Raw genomic sequence first — 22,258 nt, forward strand, 5'->3', positions numbered from 1 at the left:
CCACGGTAGAACGATCTCCCCGACAATCCCAGCCCGCCCCGCGGGCGTTCGCCGATGACACCGTTCGACGCGACGTCACCGCCGTCCCGACGGCGCACTCTCACAGCGCAGACCCTCACGTCATCAACATCCGCTCCAGCCGATCCGTACAGCAGATCGCTTCCCCCTGTATCCGGCGAGCCCGTCGGCGCCCCCATGCAAGTGCGCCTTCCCAGGGGACCCCACAGACTCTCCCGAGATACTTCCGGAGACGGTCCGGATTCGAGGTGACCCGTGGGACAGCGGGCCGGACCCGGCCCAGGAGCAGACGCCCCACACACCAACTCCCGTGGACAACAAGCGAGTTCCACACCCGCCCCCACGCCGCCGAACCAGCCTGAGCCCTGTCGGCCCGGCCCGTTCATGACACAGCACACCGCCGTCATCCTCCTGACGGCGGTCGTCACCGGCCTGGTCGTCGGCGGCATCGCGTTCCTCAGCGGCGCTCCGGCCGCTGGTGCGGTGCTCGCGGGTCTGCTCAGCGCCGGAGGCAGCATGCCGGTGGGCACACTTGCATCGGCTGACACCGCCGTACACGCAGGGCGGCCCACCTGATGTGGAGCGTGATCGTGCGCCTGCCCGGCACCGGTCAGACGTCGCCCACGTGTCCCATACCGGCGAGGCGCCCCCACTCTCCCGTGGTGCGCCACCGCGCCGCTTCAGGCCAGATGAGGTCCACTCCCATATAGAGGGCGGTCTCCCGCAGATCCCGTCCGGGGTCCCGGGGAAGCAGCACGGCTTTACGGAGCACCCCCGGCAGGTGGCGTGTGTAGTGGCCGAGTTGTCCCAGCGCGTATCGGACGTCGTCGACCGGGTTCTTGCCCGCCTTGGCCTCGATGAGCAGGCCCAGCTGAGCGACCCAGACATCCGTGACCAGAGGCGAGCAGCCTGGGGTGTGGCGGATCGCGAGGCGGTGCACGGCGTAGCCCTGGCTCATCACGAAGCGTTCGAAGGCCTTGGACAGACGCGTCTCTGGTCGCGCATCGTCCAACGGGTCCTCGCCGGCGTCCCGGCGAAGCAGATCGCACCGCTCGACCCGACGGACCTGTACGCGGCAGGGGTCGCCCGGGGGGATCAGCCGGCCTGGATGGCGGGTGACGTTGTCGATGCTGCGCAGACGGTAGACCGGATAGCGCAGCGCAGCGCCCTCGGGGCTCAGAGTTGTGCGCTCTCCGGCGATGCCGTCCAGCATGAAGGAGTCGACGAAGCGCCACAGACCCCTTGCCCTTCCCCGTGGCGCTTCGAGGAGCCGCAGCCGCCACCCCCTGGTCCAGGCGGCTTCAATCGCCTCGTTGACCGGCGTCTTCTCCCACGCGCCGGTTCCGAGGGAGGTGGCGCCTGCGTAGTAGTAGAAGCCGTCCTGGTGCCATCCGCCGCCAGGCAGACATCCCGCGTTGAAGAGGAGCACGTGGCTGCTCATCGAGGAAGGCGCGATCCCCGTGATCGTAGAGCCGCCGTACTGCTGGTACAGCAGTCTGCGTGACGTGAAGTCCCCATGGGTGTAGTCCCACCGATCCGGCGCGTGAGCCGCCAACTGCCCTGTCCTTCCCCTCGTGCGAACAGCACCACGTTAGCCAGCCCCACTGACAGCCGGATTCTGACGGGGGACTCATCCTGCGTGGTTCCACGAGTGGAGGCGTCTGCGTCGGGGCCGTCGTCAGCCGTGAGCCCCGGGCACGGTCCGGCTCCCACACGCCTGTCCGTGCGCGGCCGGGCCCGTCACCGCCGCCTGGTCTCTCAGGCAGCAGCAGGTCGACGGCAGCCAGCAGGACTTCCCCCATGCACAGCCAGACGCTGTCCCCACCTGCCGGCCACGCACTTCAGCCTGTTGCCGGTCCGGTTTCTTGCACATGAGGAGGAGTCCGTACGGGCACACACATGGCTGTCCATCCGTGCAGAACCCGCCTCAGGCCGCGTCCCTGATGGCGCCGGCCGACTCTCCCTTGCGGCCTGCTGCCATCTCCAGCGGCTGGTGATGCGGCGCAGCTCGGCCTGCAGAGCCTCATCGTGCACATGCCGGCGTAGACGAACGTGGCGGGGAGGTGTTGACCGGAGACCTCCGGCGGACATCGATTCGGTCTGTGGTGCGCATCACGTCGACCTCGTGTCACGGACGGGCGGTCCGCTTCCATCTGGTGGTCGTCGGCAGCGATGGAGGAGGACGGAACGATGAGCACACAGCAGGAGACCGGCATGACGGCCACACACCGTGTGGTGGTCCTGGGGGCCGGGTACGCGGGCATGTCCGCGGCCATCCAACTGGCGGCCCGGGGCAAGCGGCGCGAGGGCGTGCAGGTGACCGTGGTGAATGCGCAGGAGCGGTTCACCGAGCGCATGCGGCTGCACATGACGGCGACCGGGCAGCGGCTCGCCGAGCTGAGCATCCCGGAGCTGCTGGAGGGCACGGGGGCGCGATTCGTACGGGGCTGGGTGACGGCGGTGGATGCGGACGCCAAGACTGTGCGGATCGACGACGACCGGGTCCTGCACTACGACACGCTGGTGTACGGGTTGGGCAGTGTGGCCGGCATGTCGGCGGTGCCGGGGGTCGAGGACCACGCGTACACCCTGACCAGTGCCCAGGACGCCGAATTGCTCGCCGGCCGGCTGGGGCGGCTCGGCAGCGGCACGGTGGTGGTCGGCGGCAGCGGGCTGACCGGCGTCGAGTCGGCCGCGGAGATCGCCGAGCGGCACCCGGAGTTGGACGTCGTGCTGCTGGGCCGGGCCGAGCCCGGTGCGGCCATGAGGCCCAAGGCCAAGGCGTACGTGCACGCCGCACTCGACCGGTTGGGCGTCCAGGTACGCGCCGGGGTCGAGGTGGTGAAGGTGCTGCCCGAAGGGGTGGAACTGGCAGGCGGGGAGAGCATCGCCGCCGACGCGGTCCTGTGGACGAGCGGTACGCGGGTGTCACCGCTGGCGGCCGCCGCCGGGCTGGCCGTCGACCGGCGCGGACGCATCGTCACCGACGGCGCACTGCGGTCGGTGTCCCACCCCGACGTGTACGCGATCGGCGACGCGGCCGCGATCCGCCAGGGCTACGGCGTGATGCACGGCACCTGCCAGGGCGGCATGCCGACCGGGGTGCACGCCGCGCTGTCCATCGACCGTGTGCTCAAGGGCAAGCAGCCCAAGCCGTTCCGCTTCGGCTACTACCACACGCCGGTGAGCCTGGGACGCGGCGATGCCGTGGTGCAGTTCACCCGCCCCGATGACAGCCCGCGCCGGATCTGCCTGACCGGCCGCATCGCCGTCCGGTACAAGGAGACGGTGACCGCCTCGCCCTGGCCGACCTACGGCCGTATGAAGAAGATGCCCGCCTCGGGCGCGTTCTGGCCCCGCGGGGGCCGCTTCACCCGTGTCCGGGAGGCCCGGTGACCAACCTGCCGGCCCACCCCGACCAGCAGGTCTTCCACCAGCACCGCAGCCTGCTGTTCTCCGTGGCCTACCGCCTCCTGGGCACTGCGGCCGACGCCGAGGACGCAGTCCAGGACGCCTGGATCAAGTGGTCCGCCGCGGACCGCTCACAGGTGGCCGACCCCAAGGCGTACCTGACGCGGATCGTCTCGAACCTGGCGCTGGAACGGCTGCGCTCGACCCGGCACAAGCGCGAGACCTACGTGGGCCCGTGGCTGCCGGAGCCCATCCTCACCGTCGGGGACGCCTCCGAGGTCGTCGCGAACGCCGAGTCCGTGTCGATGGCCATGCTGGTGGTGCTGGAGACGCTCAGCCCGCTGGAGCGCGCGGTGTTCGTGCTCAAGGAGGTCTTCGACTTCAGCCACGCCGAAATCGCCGAGGCGGTGGAACGTTCCGAACCCGCGGTGCGTCAGGCCGCGCACCGGGCCCGCGAGCACGTGCGGGCCCGGCGGCCACGCTTCGCAGCCGACCGGACCCGGCAGCGCGAGGCCACCGAGCGGTTCTTCGCCGCCACGACCGGCGGTGACCTCAACACCCTGATGGACCTGCTGTCCCCGGACGTCACCCTGTGGACCGACGGCGGCGGCAAGGTCCGCCAGGCCCTGCGCCCGGTTGTCGGCGCCGACACGGTGGCCAACTGGTTCGCGGCCATCGGCACCGTCACCTACCAGGGCATCGAGCCCGCCGACATGAAAGCCGAACTCGTCGAGATCAACGGCGGGCCGGGCATCGTCTTCAGCGCGCCGGGACGCGTGATCGCCACCGTCACGTTCGACTTCGGCGCCGACGGCCGCATCACCGCAATCCACAACGTGGCCAACCCGGACAAACTCCAGGCCGTCGCCGACGGCACCGCCTACGACATCGGGACGCCGTGAGCCTCGTCACCGCGAGCTGTCGCCGGGCGCGAGCAGGCTGGTGAGCGAGCCTGCTCACGCCGGGAAGCAGCGGCGCCGCCACCGTGTCCGGCACCCAGCCGCGCCCGGACTTCTCCTCGCACGCCCGCACCGTCTCCAGCACATCGAGGACCCTCGCCGCCCGCACCCCGCCCGCACCCCGCCCGTCCCCTCGCCGATCCCACCGTCTCCGTGCCGGCCGCACCCGGCGTTCCCGGCACGAACACGAGGGCGCCGTACACCGTACGACCGGCACGACCGGCACGACCGGCACGACCGGCACGACCGGCAACGGTTCACAGCGAACCCGCACGCCACCGCACCCCCGCAGGCCGTCCGAGAGCCAGAGCTCCCCGCAACGGCCGACGCTCCGTCTTCCCGCCCCACCGCGCCCGCCGCGCCCGCCCGCAAGGCGATCATGTGACTCAACGCCCGAGCGGGTGACAGGACACCCCACGGCCGGGCACGGCACGCGCAGGAACCGCTACGAAGATCACCGACGGTCTGCGATCTCCGGAAAGGGACCCTGTGCGCACCCGCACCGCGGTCGCGGCGGCCGCCGCGCTCGCCGCCCCGCCCACCCCCACCACCGCCGAGGCCCACACCCAGGGGCCGGCCTCCGCACCGCAGCGGCACACCCCCGGCGACACCATCACCCTGCCGGCCCGCGGCGCCCTGACCGCGCTCACCGTCCAGGACGAAGACCGCACCGGCTACAGCCGCGCCCTGTTGCGCCACTGGACCGACGCCGACCCCGACGGCTGCAGCACCCGGGCCGAGGTCCTCCTCGAGGAAGCCGTCACCGCCCCGGAACAAGGCCCCGACCGCACCCAGAACGGCAGCGCCCGGCACCCGCCCTACGACGACACCGCCCACACCCAGACCCGCGCCCGCGCCCTCGACATCGACATCGACATCGACCACCTGGGCCCCCTCGCCGAGCCCTGGGACTGCGGCGCCTCCGCCTGGACCCCCGCAGAACGCCAGGCCTACGCCAACGACCTCGACGACCCCCGCACCCTGATCGCGGTCTGCGCCCGGTTCGCGAAGCAGACCCTCGGATGGACCACCCCAAAACTCCGCACCCCCGAAGCGGCGGACCGTTGGACCTGGATCCTCATCGTCGCGCACACCCACCTCCGACTTGCCCGGCCCCTCACTGCGGACCTCCGCCGGCCCTGGGAGAGGCCGACCACCTCGGACCGGCTCACCCCGGACCGGCTCACCCCGGCCGGATCCGCCGGGGGTTCAGGAACATCCGCGCCCGCCTCGCCTGCCCGGCCCGTGTTCCCACACCCCGAGGCGCCGGCCCCGGACGGCCACCCGACGCCAAGAACAAACACCAGGCACCCCGCTACGACCTCGGCAAGACCGTCAAACGCCCCGAGACCCTCAAGGCCATCGGCAAGCCGGAAGATCTTGGCAGAAAGAACAAGCTCAGCCGGTGACGCTGCCGAACCGGGCGCTTGCGGCGCCCGCCCACACCTCCGCTATTCCGTCTTGCTAAGTACCGCTAGTCAGCGTTACCGTGTACCGGTACTCAGTATCGCCGACTAGTGCAGGGAGGGGGTGTTCCATGACCAAGCTGGAGACGGAGATGGTCAAGGGCACGCTGGAGGGCAGCATCCTCGCGTCCCTGTCCGGCCAGCCCGCCTACGGCTACGGCTACGGCTACGAGATCACGGCGCGGCTGCGGGAACAGGGGTTCTCGGACATGGCCGAAGGAACCATCCACGCGCTGCTCATCAGGATGGAGAGGCGCGCTCTCGTCGAGGTGGAGAAGGCCCCCTCCGAAAAGGGGCCGCCACGCAAGGTGCACTCCCTCAACGCTCAGGGACGGGAGCACCTCGAAGAGTTCCGGAGGACGTGGAGCTTCCTCACGGAACGACTGGAACAGCTCCGCGAAGGGGAGGGCGAGCAACCATGTCCGACGCCGAAGAGACCGGCTTCATCTCTCAGGCGATCGGGCCCAGGAAACGCTGGAGGGCGTACAAGGCGCGCGTCAGGGAGCTTCCCGGGAACCACCGCACGGCGGTCGAGGCGATCGAGCGGCACCCGATGCACTTCGTGCCGGCCGACGGCGGGAGCAACGCGTCGATGCTCGAAGACCTCGCCGGCCTGCTCGAACAGGCCGCGGTGAACGGAACCCCGATCCGCGAGGTCAGCGCGGCAGGACCCGGTGGAGTTCGCCGAGGCGTTCGTCCAGAACTACACCGAGGGCGGCTACGTTCCCGCCCGCGCACGGAAGCAGCCGACCGACGACATCGAGCGCGCCACCGGTGACGAGACCGGAACAGAAGACGAAACGGTCTGACCGCGCCTCAGCACACGGCTCCCCCAGGGGCCGAGCACCACCTTCATCGCCTGTCCGCACCACGCGGCCGCGGGGCCACGCCCGGCCGGCCGCCTCACGCCGCATGCCCGCGGCACCGTCGAGACCGACCACTGCGTGCAAGGAGACTCATGATGGGAAACGGCAGCAACGCCTTGTCGGAAGCCGGGCTGCGCCGACTGCGCGAGGTACTGGAAGCGCATGTCGAGTCCAAGAAGATCCCCGGACTCGTCGCCCTGGTCGGCCGGGGCGAGGAGACCCATGTCGAGGCGATCGGGACGATGCGCCATGACGGCGGCGCGCCGATGCGCCGGGAGACCATCTTCCGGATGGCCTCGACGACCAAGCCGGTCGCGGCCGCCGCGACGATGGTCCTGCTGGACGAGTGCCGGCTGCGACTTGACGACCCGATAGATCAGTGGCTGCCGGAACTGGCCGACCGGCAGGTGCTGAAGAGGCCCGACAGCCCGCTGGACGACACCGTGCCGGCGCGGCGTCCGATCACCGTGCGGGACCTGCTCACCTCCACCTGCGGGCTCGGGCTGGACACGACGGCGATGGGCTCCCCGATGATGAGCGCGTACTTCGAGCAGAGGGTCTACGGCGAGAACGGATGGATGCTGCCGGCGGTGGAGCCGGATGAGTGGATGCGTCGCCTGGGCACGCTTCCGCTGACGTGCCAGCCCGGAGAGCGGTGGCTGTACAACGTCAGCGACGACGTGCTCGGGGTGCTGGCGGCCAGGGTCACCGGCCAGTCGTTCGAGGCATTCCTGCGCGAGCGCATCTTCGATCCGCTGGGGATGAAGGACACCGGATTCCACGTGCCCGCCAACAAGATCGACCGGCTGCCGCCCCTGTACGCCCCCGATCCGCAGACCGCAGAGTTCACCGTGGAGGACCCGGCCGAAGGCGGGCACCACAGCACGCCTCCGGCGTTCCAGTCCGGCGGCGGCGGACTCGACTCGACCGTCGACGACTACCACGCCTACTTCCGGATGCTGCTCAACCACGGGACGCACGGCACCGAACGGATCCTGTCCAGGCCCGCCGTCGAGCTCATGACCACCAACCGCCTCACGCCCCAGCAGACAGCCGCACTACAGGCCTGGGCACGCAGCGTCGTCCATCTGTCACACGGTCAGGGGCAGACCGGCGGCTGGGGCTTCGGGATGACGGTGCGCACCTACCGAGGCGACTACGCGCCCATCGGCCAGTTCGGCTGGGACGGCGGAGCCGGCACCACCACCTACGCCGACCCGGACCATCAACTCGTCGGCATCCTGCTCACCCAGACCGGAATGTCCACCCCGGACTCGGCACGGGCCATACAGGACTTCTGGACCACCCTCTACCAGGCAATCGACGACTGAACCGCCCACCTGGCCGAGCCTGCCGACGCCGGTACCCCCGGCCGGCCGGGCATAGCCGGTCGAGTCTGCCGACGCCGGTTCCCCCGGCCGGCCTGGCGTGGCGCCCTTCCGGGCCAGGCCCCTGGTCACGAGGGTGACGGCAGCCCAGGCGATCAGAGTCTCGGAGTGCCGGACGAGCCGTTCGCAGTCCATCGCGCGGCGGCGGGCACGCATCATCCACACGAGGCCGCGTTCGACGACCCATCGGCAGGGCAGCACCACGAACCCGGAGGCGTCCTTGAGGCCGCCGACGGCCTTGACGGTGAGACTGGGATGCCGCTTCCCCCAGCCGACGAGCCCGCCGGCAGAGACGGAGTCCACCCAGACGATGGTGACCTCGGAGCGCATCAGGCACAGGCGGAAAAGGACTTCCCTCGCCGCCGAAGAGTCGCGCAGGCCGGCGGGGGCAACCCTCACCACAAGGAGGAGTCCGCAGGTGCCGACGACGAGGCGGCGCCTGCGGCCGCTGACTTCCTTGCCCGCGCCGTAGCCGCAGATGGCCCTGAAGACGGCCTCCACAGCCTTCACACCCTGGAAAACGATCACGCTGACAACCACCCGGCAGCCTCCGCCCACGTCACAGCGGACCCCGCCCGCCAAGTGATCACAGACCTGGGCCGATGATCCCCAGCCACCACCCAACAGACCACAAACCCCCACACCGTGCGCCAGGGCGGGAAGTCCGCAGGCAGGGCCCGCCATTTGCTGCCGGTGTCCACGATGCAGCGCATCGCGTCCACGATCTCGCGGCGGGGATGCTTCTCCGGCCGTCCGCCCCGCGAGGTTTCGCAGGCTGGGGTCGGCAACAGCAGCTCGATCAGGGCCCATTCGGCGCTGGTGGTGTCCGAGGGACATCGACAACAGCGCATGGCAGTCGGCCTTCGAACGAGTGCGGCGGGACCGGCCGCCGGGCGGACCCGCCGCAGGTCACGAGCCGGCGATGAGGCCGAGGGTGGACTCGATCGAGTCGAGCCGGGCGACGATGCGGCGGATCCACTTGTCGCCCGGGTGGGTCGACGCACAGCAGTCGCCTCAACTGCCGGGATCGGGCGATAGTTTGAAGGGAGTCCCGTAGGAGTCCCGCGTCCGGCAATCGTCACCATCCATGTGCGGTGAGTGATTGGATGAATGTGTGGAAGAGACCGATCGCCACCCCCTGACCGTTGCGCGGAAGGCGCGCGGCATGTCGCAGGACGCGCTCGCGGCCGGGGTTCAGGCCGCAGCCCGCCGACAGGGCCTGCGTTCGGGCACCGACCGGATGCGGGTACGCAAGTGGGAACGGGGCGTGCGACCGAGCGAGGAGTCACAGGCGTACATCGCCGAAGCGCTCGGCCAGCCCGCAGACATCGTCCGTGCCGACGACTGGCCGAACTGGCTGCCGCTCACCGCCGACGGCGTGATCCCGTTCGGACCCCACAGCTCGGTGCCCGCCCTCAGAGAGGCCCTGCGAACAGCCATGGAACGCCGCACCTTTTTTGCGATCTCCGGCGCCACCCTGTCCGCACTGGCCGCGGACTGGGCCGCCGGCCCTACGAGCGCGGCCGTCCAGGCCCACGAAGGCAAACCGATCGGCGAGAACTTCGTCGCCTTCCTGGAGAACACGACCCAGCAGCTCGCCACTCACGCCACCGAGCAACGGCAGCACACCGCCACGCTGCTCGACGCCCATCTGTCCACCGTGACCGAACTACTCGAACACAGCCGCTACACGCCCGCCCTCGGCCTACGTCTGCACGCCTTGGCGGCCTCCCTGGCCCAGACCGTCGCCTGGCACCGCTTCGACCTGGGACACCACACCCACGCCAGCCAGAACTGGATCGCCGCCCTGCACAACGCCCACGCGGCCGGAGACGAGGACATGGGCGCCGGTCTCCTGGGCGATCTCGCCTACCAGGCCGCCTGGCGTCGCGATCACACCACCGCCGCCCGCATCCTCAACCACGCCCTGACCCGCGCCAGCAATCCCGCCGCCCGCTGCCTCCTCCAACTGCGTCTCGCCCGCACACTCGCCGCACGCGGCGAACGCCGCGCCGTCCTGCGCGCGCTGTCCGCTGCCGAGCAGCATCTCAGCGACGCCGGAACGGAGCGACCCGCAGGGTGCGCGTGGGTATCCGAGGCGGATCTCGCCGTGGATTCAGGCCAGGCACTCCTGGACCTCGGCGACACCGGCCGAGCCCACCAACTCATCACTGAAGGAGAACGTCTTCTGCCCGCCGCACGGGACAAAACCCGCGGCGTGTTCTTCGCCTACCGCGCGGCCAGCTACCTCGATCTGAAGGAACCCGAGCCCGCCGCAGCCGCCGCCCAGTCACTGATCCTGGCCCGACGCATCGGCGCACCCCGCTGCGTGAACCTCGTCGACGACCTCCTCCCCCGCTTCCAGCCCTACGCCCGCGCCGAAGGCGTTCCAGAGCTCCTCCACCTTGCCGCAGCCTGAGGCGTCTACACCTCTGCGGTTGCCGTGCCAGTGGTCGCGGTGCCGGAGGGTTTCCGCTGTTCCGCGCGGCGCAGGATGCGCAGCAGGAAGTCGGCGACCTGGATGATCTCGGCAGCCTCCATCGGGTCCTCGAGGGTCACGGTCCGATGGCTCGTCAGGTTCTTGAAGGCCCCGATAGCGCCGGTGAACAGCTCCATCACGGCAGTCTGCTCTCCAGGGTGGGCACCGGTGTCGGTGAGAACCCCGCCGTCGGGCTTGAACTCCTGCCGCATCAGCTGTACGCCCAACAATGAGGAAGCAGCAGCCCGCACCAGAACATGTCGTGCCCGTGACGGCGGCGGAAGGCGTCCAGCTCGATCGCCTCCAACGGCAGCATCAGCGGCTCCTCCGAGTTCGCACCGCCCAGAACCGCCGTCTGAATCTGCCGCCTGTCCCCACGCACGAAACCCCGCCTTTTGGCTGTGTCACCTTCTCCGGGCTCTGGTCCACTTCGTGTGGTTGTGCACGCAGGGTGACTGTTGATCTTCGTGTGATGGCAGGTGAGGTCGCCCGAAAATCGCCCGGCTGGACGGTGGCGTGGCCTACAGTCCTTCGCCGTGAGCGAAGTGCTGCCGCAGTTGGATGAGCTGCTGTTCTCCTCGGTCGAGGGCGTGTCGGTGGAGTCGGTCGAGGTGACCGACACGGTCGTCCGGGTCGAGGCTCGGACGACCGCGAGGCGGGCGGCCTAATCCGGAATTAAGAGCGGTCCGTTGGGGCGACATCCGCGACGGAGCGTTCGAGCGGTGGCGGCCCGTGCGGTGCCGAGTGGATGCAAGCGGGCGGCTTGGCCCTTGAGGCCTTCGGACAGACGGGGCACGTCTCTGCCCGCATCGGCCGCCACCGCGACCGATGGAAGCCACGGAACGCTGGACGTACGCCGAGCCGACGCCCAGCTCACAGCGAATCCGGATGGTGTTGGCGCCCGCTGGCGCTGGGCGGACGCCTGACGTCCCTCCCGGCCTGCGATGCCTACCGAAAGATCGGCGACGCCCAGCGCCACCGAGCGTCAACACCATTTCGAACATCACTCGTTGGTGTTGGTGGTGCGAGCCCACTCCACGGTGACCTCTTACAACGCCCGAGCACCGAGCTCCCGCGAAGACCGAGGCCCGCGGGGCGAGCTGGTGCCACGAACAGCTACTGAGGTGGCGGACCGGCCTTGACGGGCTGAGTCCTGGGATTAGATCGCTGCGTGGCCCGCGCGAGCTCGCGAACGTTCAGCCTGAGCACGGTGGAGGGGAAAAACTTGATCTACTGCGGTATCGACTGGGCCGAGCGCACGCACGACGTCGCCCTGGTCGACGACAGCGGCCAGCTGCTCGCCAAGCGGCGCATCACAGATGACGCGGCTGGCTACAAAATCCTCTTGGACCTGCTTGCCGACTACGGTGACTGTGAGGACAACCCGATCCCGGTCGCGATCGAAACCTCCCGCGGACTGTTGGTTGCCGTGCTGCGAAGCGGTAAGCGGCAGGTGTTCGCCATCAATCCGATGGCGGCTTCGCGCTACCGCGACCGGCACTCCGTTTCCCGCAAGAAGTCCGACCCCGGCGACGCCCTTGGTCCTGGCGAACATCTTGCGCACTGACATGCACGCCCACCGGCCTCTGCCACAGGACAGTGACCTGGCCCGTGCCGTCGCAGTTCTTGCACGTGCCCAGCAGGATGCCGTCTGGAACCGCCAACAGATCGCCAACCAGCTGCGCTCCCTGCTCCGTGAGTACTACCCGGCTGCCCTGGCAGCCGTGGAGACGTGGAAGAAGGGCCTTTGCCGGCCCGAGGCCCACGAGCTTCTCCGTCTCGCTCCCACGCCGAGGCGAGCCGCACGATTGACCCGTGCGCAACTCCGTTCGGCCCTCAAGCGGGCTGGCCGCCAGCGCGGCATCGAAGCCGAAGCCGACCGCCTCCACGAGGTCCTACGAGGCGACTGGGCTCATCAACCGCCGCTCGTCGAAGACGCTCTCGGTAAGCAGATGCTCGCCCTTCTCATTCAGCTTGAAGCCGCCTCCAAGGCAGCCACCGACCTCGAGGAGGCGGTGGACGAAGCATTCCCTCAGCACCCGGACGCTGACATCATCCTCAGTTTCCCCGGCCTCGGCGTCCAGCTCGGCGCACGGGTGCTGGCCGAGATCGGCGACGACCGGCAGCGCTTCTCAGACGCTCGTGGGCTCAAGGCGTATGCCGGCGCATCACCCATCACTAGGGCGTCCGGCAAGAAGTCCAGCGTCACCAGGCGCTGGGTGAAGAATGACCGCCTCAACCATGCCGGCTACCTCTGGGCCTTCTCCGCCATCAGCACCTCCCTTGGCGCCAAGACGCACTACCGCAAGCGCCGTGACGACCATGGCGACTGGCACGCAGCGGCCCAGCGAAACCTCTTCAATCGCCAATGCCGCGAAGTTAACGCCGCGGCCGTCAAGTCAAGCCGGTGCGGAGATGGATGGTTCCGGGGTTCCAGGCCGCGGTTCCCTGATAGGAGAAGGTCGACCAGCACCTTCTTGACCAGGGGATCCGTTGTCGAGTCAGCTCTCCACCTGCACCTTGACCCGTACCACCACCGTCGCAGCGGGCGCCTTCGCGCCGGGTCATCTGGGCGGGCTGACTCAGCACATACCCTTCGAGCTCGTCGATCACGTCCTCGAAGAGACCAAGACTGTTCAGGTCCGGGTGCGTACGCTCCCGTCCCGGGTCGGGATCTACTTCGTCCTGGCCCTGGGACTCTTTCCGTCGCTCGGATACCGCCGCGTGTGGGACAAGCTCGTGGCTGGCCTGTCTGGCATCGACCACGGTCTTCCTTCAGAAGCTGCACTGCGGCAGCTGCGCCGGCGTCTTGGGCCGGAGCCCATAGAGGCGTTGTTCGAAACTCTCGCAGTACCACTGGCACGGCCGACCACGACTGGTGCCTGCTACCGGCACTGGCGGACCGTTGCGTTCGACGGCTGCAGTTCGCTGAAAGCCCCTGACCTGCCGCGCATCCGAGCTCTGCTGGGCAAGGTTCGGCACCACTGGGGCATGTCGGGCTACCCCTCTTTGCGACTGACCGTTCTGTGCGAGACCGGGACTCGGGGCCTGCTCGGGGCAGTCTTCGGCCCGTCCGAGAACGGGGAGACCGTCCAGGCGGCCGAGTTACTGCCCCGGCTGACACCGCAGATGCTCCTGCTCGCGGACCGGGCTTTCGACGGCGACGAATTCCTGCGTGCTGTCTCCAACACCGGTTCTCAGTTCCTGATCCGGCTGTGCGCACACCGGCGCCCCGCGGTGCTGGCAGTCCTCCCTGACGGCTCCTACCTCACCCGCTTCCGCAGCCTGCGCGTCCGCATCATCGAAGCCGACATCACTCTCACCGCCAGCAACGGACAACGCATCACGGGCCATTACCGGCTCGCGACGACGCTCCTGGATCACCGCCACGACCCGGCCGAAGCCCTGATCCGTCTCTACCACGAACGCTGGGAAATCGAGTCTGCCTTCTATTCACTGCGGCACACGCTCCTGACTGGCCGGGTCCTGCGGTCCCAAGATCCACGCGGACTTGAACAGGAAGTCTGGGCTCTGCTCACGCTCTACCAGGTGATCCGCATGGCTATGGTCGAGGCCGTCGAGTCTGTCCCAGGGGCTGACCCGGACCGGGCAAGCTTCACCGTTGCGCTCCAGGCCGCCCGCGACCAGGTCATCCGCGCGGACCACATCCTGCCGACCTCATCGGGCTTCACCACGAGCGGCATCTCCACTGCGGTCCGGTCCGCTCTGCTGCCGCCCAGGCGCGCACGCACCAGCGCCCGCAAGGTCAAGTGCCCGACCTCCCGCTATCCGGCGAACCCGACCAGCGAGCACCCCCTGACCAGCAAAAACGTGACCGGTCTCGCCGTTGAAATCCGCGCCCATCCCACATCGTCGGCAGGGCACGGCCGCAGCGGTCAGCGTAATCAGGTCCTCCAGCACATGCGCACCTCACCGCATCGGCCCTGGCACGCACGCGAGCTTGCCACTGCCCTCGCACTCACTCACTACGACAGCTTCTGCGTCCAGTTGAGCCGCTGGACCAGGGAAGGTCTCCTCGAAAAGACCGCGAACGCGACCTACAAGCTCGCCCCTGAATGCCTACTGCCTACAGAAACGGGAGGAGCTTGACTTGGAGGCCGCGGCGCTAACTTCGTGGCATTGCTTCAATCGCATGCTCGGGCAGCTCTACCACTGCCTCCAGCAGAGCCAGCGATATGACGAGGCACTGGCCTTCCCAGCTTCGCCCGACGAGGTGGTCACCGCGGCCGCGTAACCGGAGGCGCTGTCTTACGACAGCAATCAGGAGCGTGCCTACCTGCGGGGCAGGCGCCCCAGCACGGCACGGAGCCTCTCTCGCCCTGCCGTGACGCTCGCGTCCCACAGACCTGAGATGTCATCGCTCAGCGAGAGGAACTGGAGCCGTTGCTCGTCGGCGAGAAGGCTGGCACCCGCCACATTCCGGTCCAGCATCCCCATCGCGGTGAGCGCCGCATGGCCGCAGGACTCCGCGTCATCAGCGTTGCCCGAGCCGTGGGCCAGCAGGGCGTACCTCAGGCAGAGGGCAGCGAAGAACGCGTAGGTGTCGGCGACATCGGTGATCCCCTCCTCGTTCGGCTGAAGCTCTGGGAACCGTTCCAGCAGGCGCACGCGCTCGGTGGCGTGAGCGAGTGGCCGGTCGGCATACCAAAGATCGCGAACGGTCTCCACGTAGAGGTCCAGGTCGGCTTCCCTCCCCGGCATGTTCGCCCGCAGGCCCACGAACAGCGGCGCCATGCGTTCGGCACAGGCAGCGACATACAGGCGGACCGCTTCGTCGTGCCCGTCACGAAGCGCCTCCGCGACGGCCCCCTCCACCAGCGTCTCCACGTCTCACTCTCATCCCGTTCGAACAGATCGACAGGCTACACAGTGATCCGAGGCCCTCAACTTGACGAGTTACATGCCTGAGGTGTCTGTCCGGAGTGCGATACAGGTCGGGGCGAATACATGGCTCCTATCTGCGTTCTCCTCGTGATCTGCCGACAGCGGCAAGCTGGTCGTGGTGTCGTTACGAGTGCGGCGGTTCGTCTGCGCGGAGGACTCCTGCACGCGCAAGACCTTCGCTGAGCAAGTCCCTGGGCTCACGCGCCGGTTCGGACGACGGACCGAGCGGTTGCGATCGACGCTGGTGTCGGTCGGTCTCGCGCTGGCAGGCCCGGCAGGCGCCCTCATGACGGATGCTTTCAAGATCCCGGTCAGCAGGAACACCCTGTTGAGGCTGATCGCCTCGCTTCCGGACCCCGTCACCGCCACACCCCGTGTGGTCGGCGTGGACGAATACGCCCAGCGCAAGGGCCGTATCTACGGAACCGTGCTCGTCGACGTCGAAACACGTCGCCCGATCGACCTCCTTCCCGACCGGGAAGCAGGCACGCTCGCGGCCTGGCTCGCCGAGCGGTCCGACATCGAGATCATCTGCCGTGACCGGGCCCCCTTCTTCACCGAAGGCGCCACCCGCGGCGCCCCGCAGGCCCTCCAGGTCGCTGACCGACGGCAGTGCGATCGACCCGTCGACGCCGCCCACAACCGGCGTAGCCCCGCCCGATGGGCGGCCTCCGGCCCGTCCGCGGGCGGCGTCCAAGCCCTCGCGAGTGCCGGAGACGATCAGCTCCCGGATGAACTCCGCCAGCGAGGCGAAGGCGTGGAACACCAGCCGCCCGCCGGGCGTGGTGGTCTCGCGCCGCTCGTGCAGCGAGGCGAACCCGGTCTCCCGCTTGCGTAGTTCGCCGACCATGGTGGTCCGGCGGCCCCCGAACTACGTGTACGCCACGTCAGGCGCCGGCGGGGGCTCCGCCTTCTGGGAGCAGTTCGGGCATCCCCTCTACCAGCACTGCGACCCCGACCACTTCGCCGGCCTCGGAACGGCCGACCCAGACGGGATAGGTGCCGTCACCTGTCGTCGCGAAGGCCGCCAGTTCGCCGCCGGAGACCTGGTCCCGGGTACGCAGGAGGTACATGGAGTCGCTGATGTCCTCGTAGACGCCCGGGTCAAGGTCCGGGTCTCCCTGGACCAGCCCTTTCTCGAAGAGCGCGAGGAGGGGTTCCCAGGCTCCGGCATCGGCGAAGCAGCCGGTGGCGCCGTCGGTGTCGAAACCCGAGATCTCGTTCTCGATGAACAGCCGGAGGTCGTCGTCGGGCCTGAGCGCCATCTCCCAGGTCGCGGCGGGAGCCTCGCTGACGAGCAGGCGGACGGCCATGGTGTCGGTGCGCGTGACCTCGCTCCCCTCCCACTCGCAGTGGTAGGTGTGTCTGGCCTGCGCCTCCTCCAGTACGTACTCCCCGGGCGGGACGGGGACCGTGACGTGCGGGCCGTCTCCGTTGTCGATGTCCGGGCCGGAGACGGCGAGCAGCCCGCTGGGTACGCGCAGGGTGCCGATGCGGCGCGGCTCCACGGTCGTCATCTCGGGGTGGTATCCGTCGGTCACGCGCAGCCCGGGCCGGAACAGCTCACCGATCGGTCCGGGCTGCGCGGGGCGGGGCGGACACCAGCAGGTGGTGGGCGCGAGCCCGCTGTCGGAGCCGGCCGCCACGGCCGACTCGATGATCTCGAAGACCGGCGGCTCCGTCAGCCCGTGCGACCCGGCGGAGAACAGCGGCCATTCTCCGAAGACGGGCCGGTCCATCCAGCGCTCGTCATCGCCGACCCTGGGCACGGTGATGTAGGACCCCCCGCGCCTGTTCTTGGACTTCTCCTCTCGCCGTCCCCTTCCGTCCGGGAAGAGTTCCACGGTGATGCGCGGGCACGCCTCGTCGAATTCCGTCATCTCCGGGTCGGTGTAGTGCCAGCGGACGATGAACCGGCACAGCAGCCGCGTCGGGTCGTCCAGCAGCCGCATGTCGAGCTCGCAGGTACGGCGGCCCTGCGCGTCGTAGATCCACAGCCCGACATAGTGATCCCGCCAGGAGACGAGCCGGACCTCCAGCGGAGCCTCCCGGCCCGCAGCCCGGTACACCACCACGTACGGAAGCCCGGCGGCATCCCGCTCACGGGCCTCTTCCACGGATACCGGCCGCCAGGGGACGCGAGCCTCCAGATCCCACGCCTGCGCGTACCCCACCTCGACCAGCATCGTCGCTCCCCCGCTCATGTACGTAACGAGCTGCAACATAGCCGCCACCTGTGACAACGCCCCTACCGGGCCGGGCGTGAGCCACCCCGCCCGCGCCAACGGCCCAGCCAGATTCGCGACCACCTGGCAGCGGATCGTCACACGGGGCCTGACGTCAGTGATGGCCGTCCACACAGACGCGGCTGAACCCGTCGGCATTCAACTGCCGGAAGACCTCGCCGTGTTCACCCTTGCGGTCGCGTACGACCGGGGCGAGGATCTGCAGACGCGTTCCCTCCCCGGCCTCCAAAAGCACGTCCACGATCTTCTGGGGAGTCTGGCGGCTGACGGGCTCGCCGCGCTCAGGACAGTGCGGGTGTCCGACACGGGCGTACAGCAGCCGCAGGTAGTCGTACAGCTCGGTGATCGTCCCGACGGTCGAGCGGGGATTGCGTCCCGTTGTCTTCTGGTCGATCGCGATGGCGGGCGACAGGCCCTCGATGACGTCGACGTCCGGCTTGTCCAGCTGTCCCAGGAACTGCTGTGCGTAGGACGACAGCGACTCGACATAGCGGCGCTGACCTTCAGCGAAGATCGTGTCGAACGCCAGGCTCGATTTCCCTGATCCGGACACGCCGGTGAAGACGATGGGCGCGTCTCTGGGCTGGTCGACGCAGACACCTTGAAGGTTGTGCGGGCGTGCGCCCTTGCTGATGATGCGGTCTCTCACGGCGCTTCCTGGGACTCTTTCCTTGTTGCTGGGCCGCATTTGGGCAGGCCGCAGAGACTGGTGACGGGTCGGGTGGCGGCAGCGCCCGGAAGGCCGCTCACCCGGTAGGAGCGCATACAAGGCCACGGGCGTCATGCTTTTCTGGCGGTGGCTCAGGCCACTCGGGGGGGGCGCCCCGGTGCCCGAACGCCGTGCTTCACGGTCGGCGTGCGCGGGTGGTGGGCCGGGACGGCCAGTGCTCGGGCGCTCCACGTGGGTGTGGCCGTGCTGGTGTCACGCGAGGAACTGTGAGGTGAGCTCGTGGTGGCGCAGCACGCGGACCCCGGTGGGATCCAGCTGGAAGTTGACCTGCCACAGTTCGACGCCCTGTCTCAGGGCCTGGGATACCTGGGCGCTCACTTCGCTGTGCCGGGTGCTTTTGAGGACCTGGAAGCCGGGGTTGTCGTAGAGGAAGCAGACCAGCATGATCGCCCGCTCGTGCTCCTGCAGGCTGTCTCCGAGTCCGCTGATGTGTCTGACCAGCCGGTCGGTCGACTTGATCGGGGCTGCGGCCGGGTCTTGACGTGGCTGCCCAGGGGCACCTGGAGGTTTTCCAGGGGTGTCTTGACCTCGACGTAGGTGTCGTCGTTGACGAGAAAGTCCAGCCGTGAGGGCCCGAGGAACTTCTCGCGCTGGATGGTGTGCACGGTGACGATCTGCGAGAGAAGACCGCCGGTCAGCGCGTGCTCGACGTAGCGGTTGGCGGCCGTCTGGTTGATACCGATCCAGGTGAGTGCTCGGCCCTGCGGTGCGTCGACCGAAACGGCTTCGACGGTGTAGGGCGTCTTGCGGGCGGCGTTGGTGCTGCTTGACAGCAGGCATGGGAGCCCGTCCAGGACGAGGTTGCCGATCCGGCCGGTCGTCGGGCAGTGGCAGGCGACCTCGGCCCCCTCGACATCGACGTCGATGACGAACCGGTTGCGCCGCCGGACGATCGTGGCCTGCGCCAGGGGCTCAGCGAAGCAGATCTTCTTGTTCCGCATCTGCAGGGCATGGACTGTCATGGTGTGCCGTTCACGCTGGTCGGTACGTTGGCGGCCCGGCTGGCCCACCAGGGGAGGAGCCGGACCGCTGCGGATCGGTGTGCCGGGCCGGCTACGCCGGCTGCTTCTTCAGCGCCTCTGCCACGGCCGCGGACAGGGGCGTCGAAGGCCGGCCCAGAAGCTGCTCAAGGTCCTTGCTCTCGGTGTACCAGCCGCCTCGTGCGGCGCCGGCACTGTTGTCCGCGATGGCGTCGGCGAAGAAGGGCGGCAGGCCCACACTGGCCAGTGTCTCGGAGTACTGCGCAGGCGGCATGTCCATATAGGTGACTGCGACGTTGCTCTGGGCGGCGGTCTCGGAGGCCAGGTCACTCATCGTGAACGCGGTGCCGCCGAGCTCGTAGGTACGGTTGTCGATCGGTTCCTCGGCCACGACGGACGCAGCGGCGGCGGCCAGGTCCGCACGAACCGCTCCGGAGATCCTCCCCTCACCGGCCGAGCCGATGATGGTGCCGTACTGCAGCCACATGCCGATGTTGTCGGTGTAGTTCTCGATGTAGGAGCCGTTGCGCAGGATCGCGTACGGGACGCCGGACTCCTTGATCAGCTCCTCGGTGCGGGCGTGCGGTCCGGCCATGGTGATACCGCTGGTGTCCGCGTTGAGGTAGCTCGTGTAGATCAGAGCCGAGGCGCCGGCGTCCTTGGCGGCCTGGATGGCGTTGGTGTGCTGCTCGATCTGGCGGGCGAAGTTGCTGGAGGAGATGAGCAGGATCCGGTCCGCTCCCTGGAACGCGGCGGCGAGGGTCTCGGGCCGCTCGTAGTCGGCCTGGCGCACCTCGATGCCGCGTGCAGTGAAGTCGGCCGCGTTCTCGGGGTCGAGGACGGCCACCACGATCTCGCTGGCGGGCACGCCACGCTTGAGGAGTTCATCGACGGCGATGCGTCCGAAACGGCCGGTGGCCGCAGTCACAGTGATCATGACGTGTCTTTCTCGGGGGCGAGGGATGGGGCCTCGCCTGCAGATTCAACGCAGCATGGCGTCAGGTGTTCCACAGGCCGGGGCTGTCGTTCGAGCCAGCGTTCTAGCTTGCGACCCTTGAATCATCCCCTCGATACATGACAGCTTAAGTCATGTATTTAGGGATTCTTGGCAACATTCCGGTACACCCGATCTGGGCGGCGATCGGGTGGCGAGGCGCCGGTCGATCTCGTCGGCACGGGCATTTCACCTCTGTTGCACGACCCGTCGCACGAGGTCCGACCAGGCGGCGTGCAGGCGGGTGACCGGCACGCCGTGTGTCTGGCGCAGGTAGTCCGACAGTTCGGTGCTCACGAAGCCGAGGAGGGCGTAAGCGAACATGTCGCAGTCCCCGTCCACGCCGGATACACGCAGGAGCGACGAGAGGTGGCTGTGGAAGTCGGTCCATGCTGCGGAGGAGTAGCGGCACTCGGCAGTCAGCTGGCGCCCCAGGGCCGCACCTAGGTCGGCCGAGGCTGCTGTGCGGTTGATCAGCGCACACCCGAAGGCCGTCAGTCTGACGTCGGGAGGCGCTCCTGGCCCCAGCGGAGGCGGGCCGGTGGTGTAGGCCTCGCGGAACTCACTCTCTGCCTCACTCAGCAGGGCGAGCAGGAGTCCGTTCCTGTCGCCGAACCGTCTGTAGAGGGTGGCTTTCCCGACTCCAGCGGCTTCTGCGACCGCCTGCGTGGTCACGTGCTCGACTCCCCGTTCGGCGACCAGCCGGGCAGCGGCATCCAGCAGACGGGCCCTGTTGCAAGCCGCGTCGGAGCGCTCTGCAACGGTCATGTATCTGGCTGGATTTCCTGACTGGGACTCCAGCAGGATTCGCCTCACATCGTCTTGAGCACGCCGGTCACGACGTCGGCGAGGGGGGTCGCGGTACGTCCGATGAGCCGCTCCAGGTCGGTGCTGTCCGTGTACCAGTCCCCGCGGGTGATGGCGAAGCTCGTGTCGGCCAGCAGGTCGGCGAAGGGCTTCGGCACGCCCCATCCGGCCAGTGCGGCCGCGTACTCCTCGGCGGGCAGGTCCTGGTAGACGAGCGGCTTGCCGGTCTGTGCGGCCAGTTCGGCGGCCACGTCAGCCAGGGTGAACGGCGTGCCGCCGAGTTCGTAGGCGGTGTTCGTGTGGCCGTCACCGGTCAGGACGGCGGCCGCGGCCGCCGCGAGGTCCGGGCGGGCGGCTCCGGATATCTTGCCGTTGCCGCCCGAGCCCAGCATCACCCCCGACTGCAGCGCGGGGGCCAGGTCCCCGAGTTCTCCGCAGTACAGCTCGATGTACGCGCCGTTGCGCAGGAAGACGTGGGGCAGGCCCGACTCCTGGATGAGCGCCTCGGTCTGCTTGTGCTCGTCCGCGAGCCGCAGGGTGCTGGTGGCGCAGTTGACGAAGCTGGCATAGGAGACCAGCGAGACCCGCGCGGCAACCGAGGCCTGTACGGCGTTCTTCATCAGGGGGAAGCGCTGTCCGTACACGGCGGAGGGGATGAGCAGGAGTTTGTCGGTGTCGGCGAAGGCAGGCTCCAGCGTCTCCGGCTGGTCGTAGTCCGCGTGACGGACCTGGACCCCGCGCTCGGCGAGGTCGGCCGCCTTCTCGGGGCTGCGTACGGCGGCCACGATCCCGTCGGCGGGCACACCGCGCTCCAGGAGTTCTCCGATGACGAGACGGCCGAGACGGCCGGTGGCTGCGGTGATGGTGATCATTGTGAAACGGCTTTCCTCGTGATGAAGGGATGACGGCAGCGGTAAGCGGCGAGTGCCGGGAGTGCTGATGAGCGGGGCGGAGGTGCGAAGACCCCGTCCGAAAAGGGGCCGGCGGGCCCACACCGCCGACGGCGGCA

The 22,258-nt window shown here is 68.9% G+C and carries 18 protein-coding genes and 8 pseudogenes; 13 read left to right on the plus strand and 13 right to left on the minus strand.

What is annotated here, in order from left to right; translation table 11 throughout:
- The first annotated feature begins 402 nt into the window (after positions 1 to 402).
- Positions 403 to 594: a hypothetical protein gene (locus ACWD4O_RS42825; RefSeq protein ID WP_451288468.1), complete on the plus strand. Its 192-nt coding sequence runs from the start codon at positions 403 to 405 to the stop codon at positions 592 to 594.
- Positions 595 to 628: 34 nt separating this feature from the next.
- On the opposite strand, the gene ACWD4O_RS42830 is transcribed toward ACWD4O_RS42825, so the two are convergent.
- Positions 629 to 1,459, minus strand: a complete 831-nt coding sequence (locus ACWD4O_RS42830) for a hypothetical protein (RefSeq protein ID WP_451288469.1) — start codon at positions 1,457 to 1,459, stop codon at positions 629 to 631.
- Positions 1,460 to 2,208: 749 nt separating this feature from the next.
- On the opposite strand from ACWD4O_RS42830, the gene ACWD4O_RS42835 reads away from it, so the two are divergent.
- The 7 genes and pseudogenes from ACWD4O_RS42835 (at position 2,209) to ACWD4O_RS42865 (ending at position 8,051) form a co-directional block, all read left to right on the plus strand.
- Positions 2,209 to 3,414, plus strand: coding sequence for an NAD(P)/FAD-dependent oxidoreductase (locus ACWD4O_RS42835; protein ID WP_451288470.1), 1,206 nt, complete (start codon positions 2,209 to 2,211; stop codon positions 3,412 to 3,414).
- Positions 3,411 to 4,331 carry an RNA polymerase sigma-70 factor gene (locus tag ACWD4O_RS42840; RefSeq protein WP_451288471.1) on the plus strand — a complete coding sequence of 307 codons (921 nt, stop codon included), beginning with the start codon at positions 3,411 to 3,413 and terminating at the stop codon, positions 4,329 to 4,331. The genes ACWD4O_RS42835 and ACWD4O_RS42840 overlap by 4 nt, the downstream gene beginning before the upstream one ends.
- 1,056 nt (positions 4,332 to 5,387) lie before the next feature.
- Positions 5,388 to 5,772: pseudogene (locus ACWD4O_RS42845) on the plus strand (NF041680 family putative transposase); the annotation flags it as partial.
- 174 nt (positions 5,773 to 5,946) lie between these two features.
- A pseudogene (locus tag ACWD4O_RS42850) lies at positions 5,947 to 6,192 on the plus strand (PadR family transcriptional regulator); the annotation flags it as partial.
- An 80-nt stretch (positions 6,193 to 6,272) separates the two neighbouring features.
- Positions 6,273 to 6,452, plus strand: a pseudogene (locus ACWD4O_RS42855) (DUF1048 domain-containing protein); the annotation flags it as partial.
- Positions 6,453 to 6,528: 76 nt separating this feature from the next.
- Entirely contained in the window at positions 6,529 to 6,663 is a 135-nt protein-coding gene (locus ACWD4O_RS42860; RefSeq protein WP_451288503.1) for a hypothetical protein, read from the plus strand.
- 152 nt (positions 6,664 to 6,815) lie between these two features.
- Positions 6,816 to 8,051, plus strand: a complete 1,236-nt coding sequence (locus tag ACWD4O_RS42865; RefSeq protein WP_451288499.1) for a serine hydrolase domain-containing protein — start codon at positions 6,816 to 6,818, stop codon at positions 8,049 to 8,051.
- A gap of 195 nt (positions 8,052 to 8,246) precedes the next feature.
- On the opposite strand, the pseudogene ACWD4O_RS42870 reads toward ACWD4O_RS42865, so the two are convergent.
- Together ACWD4O_RS42870 and ACWD4O_RS42875 are read right to left on the minus strand one after the other, a co-directional pair.
- Positions 8,247 to 8,750 (minus strand): annotated as a pseudogene (locus ACWD4O_RS42870) (IS5-like element IS4811 family transposase); the annotation flags it as partial.
- Positions 8,633 to 9,193: a transposase gene (locus tag ACWD4O_RS42875; protein WP_451288472.1), complete on the minus strand. Its 561-nt coding sequence runs from the start codon at positions 9,191 to 9,193 to the stop codon at positions 8,633 to 8,635. The pseudogene ACWD4O_RS42870 and the gene ACWD4O_RS42875, both read right to left, overlap by 118 nt.
- 80 nt (positions 9,194 to 9,273) lie before the next feature.
- Between ACWD4O_RS42875 and ACWD4O_RS42880 the strand changes: the two genes are divergently transcribed.
- Positions 9,274 to 10,527, plus strand: a complete 1,254-nt coding sequence (locus tag ACWD4O_RS42880) for an XRE family transcriptional regulator (protein ID WP_451288473.1) — start codon at positions 9,274 to 9,276, stop codon at positions 10,525 to 10,527.
- A 5-nt stretch (positions 10,528 to 10,532) separates the two neighbouring features.
- On the opposite strand, the gene ACWD4O_RS42885 is transcribed toward ACWD4O_RS42880, so the two are convergent.
- Complete coding sequence (locus ACWD4O_RS42885) at positions 10,533 to 10,799, minus strand: TIGR02391 family protein (protein ID WP_451288474.1); 267 nt, start codon at positions 10,797 to 10,799, stop codon at positions 10,533 to 10,535.
- Between the two features lie 324 nt (positions 10,800 to 11,123).
- On the opposite strand from ACWD4O_RS42885, the gene ACWD4O_RS42890 reads away from it, so the two are divergent.
- The 3 genes and pseudogenes from ACWD4O_RS42890 (at position 11,124) to ACWD4O_RS42900 (ending at position 14,697) form a co-directional block, all read left to right on the plus strand.
- A complete protein-coding gene (locus tag ACWD4O_RS42890) occupies positions 11,124 to 11,255 on the plus strand; it encodes a hypothetical protein (RefSeq protein WP_451288475.1) in 132 nt (43 codons plus the stop codon).
- 557 nt (positions 11,256 to 11,812) lie between these two features.
- Positions 11,813 to 12,953: pseudogene (locus ACWD4O_RS42895) on the plus strand (IS110 family transposase); the annotation flags it as partial.
- 127 nt (positions 12,954 to 13,080) lie between these two features.
- Positions 13,081 to 14,697 (plus strand): IS4 family transposase, encoded by a 1,617-nt coding sequence (locus ACWD4O_RS42900; RefSeq protein ID WP_451288476.1) that lies wholly within the window; start codon positions 13,081 to 13,083, stop codon positions 14,695 to 14,697.
- Between the two features lie 183 nt (positions 14,698 to 14,880).
- Here the strand turns inward: ACWD4O_RS42900 and ACWD4O_RS42905 are convergent, their stop codons facing one another.
- Positions 14,881 to 15,435 (minus strand): hypothetical protein, encoded by a 555-nt coding sequence (locus ACWD4O_RS42905; RefSeq protein WP_451288477.1) that lies wholly within the window; start codon positions 15,433 to 15,435, stop codon positions 14,881 to 14,883.
- A gap of 343 nt (positions 15,436 to 15,778) precedes the next feature.
- On the opposite strand from ACWD4O_RS42905, the pseudogene ACWD4O_RS42910 reads away from it, so the two are divergent.
- Positions 15,779 to 16,039: pseudogene (locus tag ACWD4O_RS42910) on the plus strand (transposase); the annotation flags it as partial.
- Positions 16,040 to 16,228: 189 nt separating this feature from the next.
- Here ACWD4O_RS42910 and ACWD4O_RS42915 read toward each other — a convergent pair.
- From ACWD4O_RS42915 to ACWD4O_RS42950, 8 genes and pseudogenes are all read right to left on the minus strand, one after another.
- Positions 16,229 to 16,342 (minus strand): annotated as a pseudogene (locus ACWD4O_RS42915) (recombinase family protein); the annotation flags it as partial.
- 37 nt (positions 16,343 to 16,379) lie between these two features.
- A complete protein-coding gene (locus ACWD4O_RS42920; RefSeq protein ID WP_451288478.1) occupies positions 16,380 to 17,717 on the minus strand; it encodes a DUF4241 domain-containing protein in 1,338 nt (445 codons plus the stop codon).
- 124 nt (positions 17,718 to 17,841) lie between these two features.
- Positions 17,842 to 18,387: pseudogene (locus ACWD4O_RS42925) on the minus strand (excinuclease ABC subunit UvrA); the annotation flags it as partial.
- Positions 18,388 to 18,660: 273 nt separating this feature from the next.
- A complete protein-coding gene (locus ACWD4O_RS42930) occupies positions 18,661 to 18,897 on the minus strand; it encodes a hypothetical protein (RefSeq protein ID WP_451288500.1) in 237 nt (78 codons plus the stop codon).
- Positions 18,783 to 19,430 (minus strand): DNA/RNA nuclease SfsA, encoded by a 648-nt coding sequence (locus tag ACWD4O_RS42935; protein WP_451288479.1) that lies wholly within the window; start codon positions 19,428 to 19,430, stop codon positions 18,783 to 18,785. The genes ACWD4O_RS42930 and ACWD4O_RS42935 overlap by 115 nt, the downstream gene beginning before the upstream one ends.
- A gap of 91 nt (positions 19,431 to 19,521) precedes the next feature.
- A complete protein-coding gene (locus ACWD4O_RS42940; RefSeq protein WP_451288480.1) occupies positions 19,522 to 20,385 on the minus strand; it encodes an NAD(P)H-binding protein in 864 nt (287 codons plus the stop codon).
- Between the two features lie 246 nt (positions 20,386 to 20,631).
- The gene (locus ACWD4O_RS42945) at positions 20,632 to 21,210 is read right to left on the minus strand and encodes a TetR/AcrR family transcriptional regulator (RefSeq protein WP_451288481.1); all 579 of its coding nucleotides are present in this window, start codon (positions 21,208 to 21,210) and stop codon (positions 20,632 to 20,634) included.
- 44 nt (positions 21,211 to 21,254) lie between these two features.
- On the minus strand, positions 21,255 to 22,121 hold the full coding sequence (locus ACWD4O_RS42950; protein WP_451288482.1) for an NAD(P)H-binding protein: 867 nt from the start codon (positions 22,119 to 22,121) through the stop codon (positions 21,255 to 21,257).
- Positions 22,122 to 22,258 lie beyond the last annotated feature (137 nt).

The organism is Streptomyces sp. NPDC002623, from assembly GCF_053592635.1.

Bases quoted from the DNA above. Each gene is read 5' to 3' on its own strand.
- ACWD4O_RS42920 (WP_451288478.1), bottom strand. From the start codon at position 17,717: ATGTTGCAGCTCGTTACGTACATGAGCGGGGGAGCGACGATGCTGGTC.
- ACWD4O_RS42945 (WP_451288481.1), bottom strand. From the start codon at position 21,210: ATGACCGTTGCAGAGCGCTCCGACGCGGCTTGCAACAGGGCCCGTCTG.
- ACWD4O_RS42885 (WP_451288474.1), bottom strand. From the start codon at position 10,799: ATGCGGCAGGAGTTCAAGCCCGACGGCGGGGTTCTCACCGACACCGGT.
- ACWD4O_RS42950 (WP_451288482.1), bottom strand. From the start codon at position 22,121: ATGATCACCATCACCGCAGCCACCGGCCGTCTCGGCCGTCTCGTCATC.
- ACWD4O_RS42865 (WP_451288499.1), top strand. From the start codon at position 6,816: ATGGGAAACGGCAGCAACGCCTTGTCGGAAGCCGGGCTGCGCCGACTG.
- ACWD4O_RS42875 (WP_451288472.1), bottom strand. From the start codon at position 9,193: ATGGTGACGATTGCCGGACGCGGGACTCCTACGGGACTCCCTTCAAAC.
- ACWD4O_RS42880 (WP_451288473.1), top strand. From the start codon at position 9,274: ATGTCGCAGGACGCGCTCGCGGCCGGGGTTCAGGCCGCAGCCCGCCGA.
- ACWD4O_RS42935 (WP_451288479.1), bottom strand. From the start codon at position 19,430: ATGACAGTCCATGCCCTGCAGATGCGGAACAAGAAGATCTGCTTCGCT.
- ACWD4O_RS42830 (WP_451288469.1), bottom strand. From the start codon at position 1,459: ATGAGCAGCCACGTGCTCCTCTTCAACGCGGGATGTCTGCCTGGCGGC.
- ACWD4O_RS42825 (WP_451288468.1), top strand. From the start codon at position 403: ATGACACAGCACACCGCCGTCATCCTCCTGACGGCGGTCGTCACCGGC.
- ACWD4O_RS42835 (WP_451288470.1), top strand. From the start codon at position 2,209: ATGAGCACACAGCAGGAGACCGGCATGACGGCCACACACCGTGTGGTG.
- ACWD4O_RS42940 (WP_451288480.1), bottom strand. From the start codon at position 20,385: ATGATCACTGTGACTGCGGCCACCGGCCGTTTCGGACGCATCGCCGTC.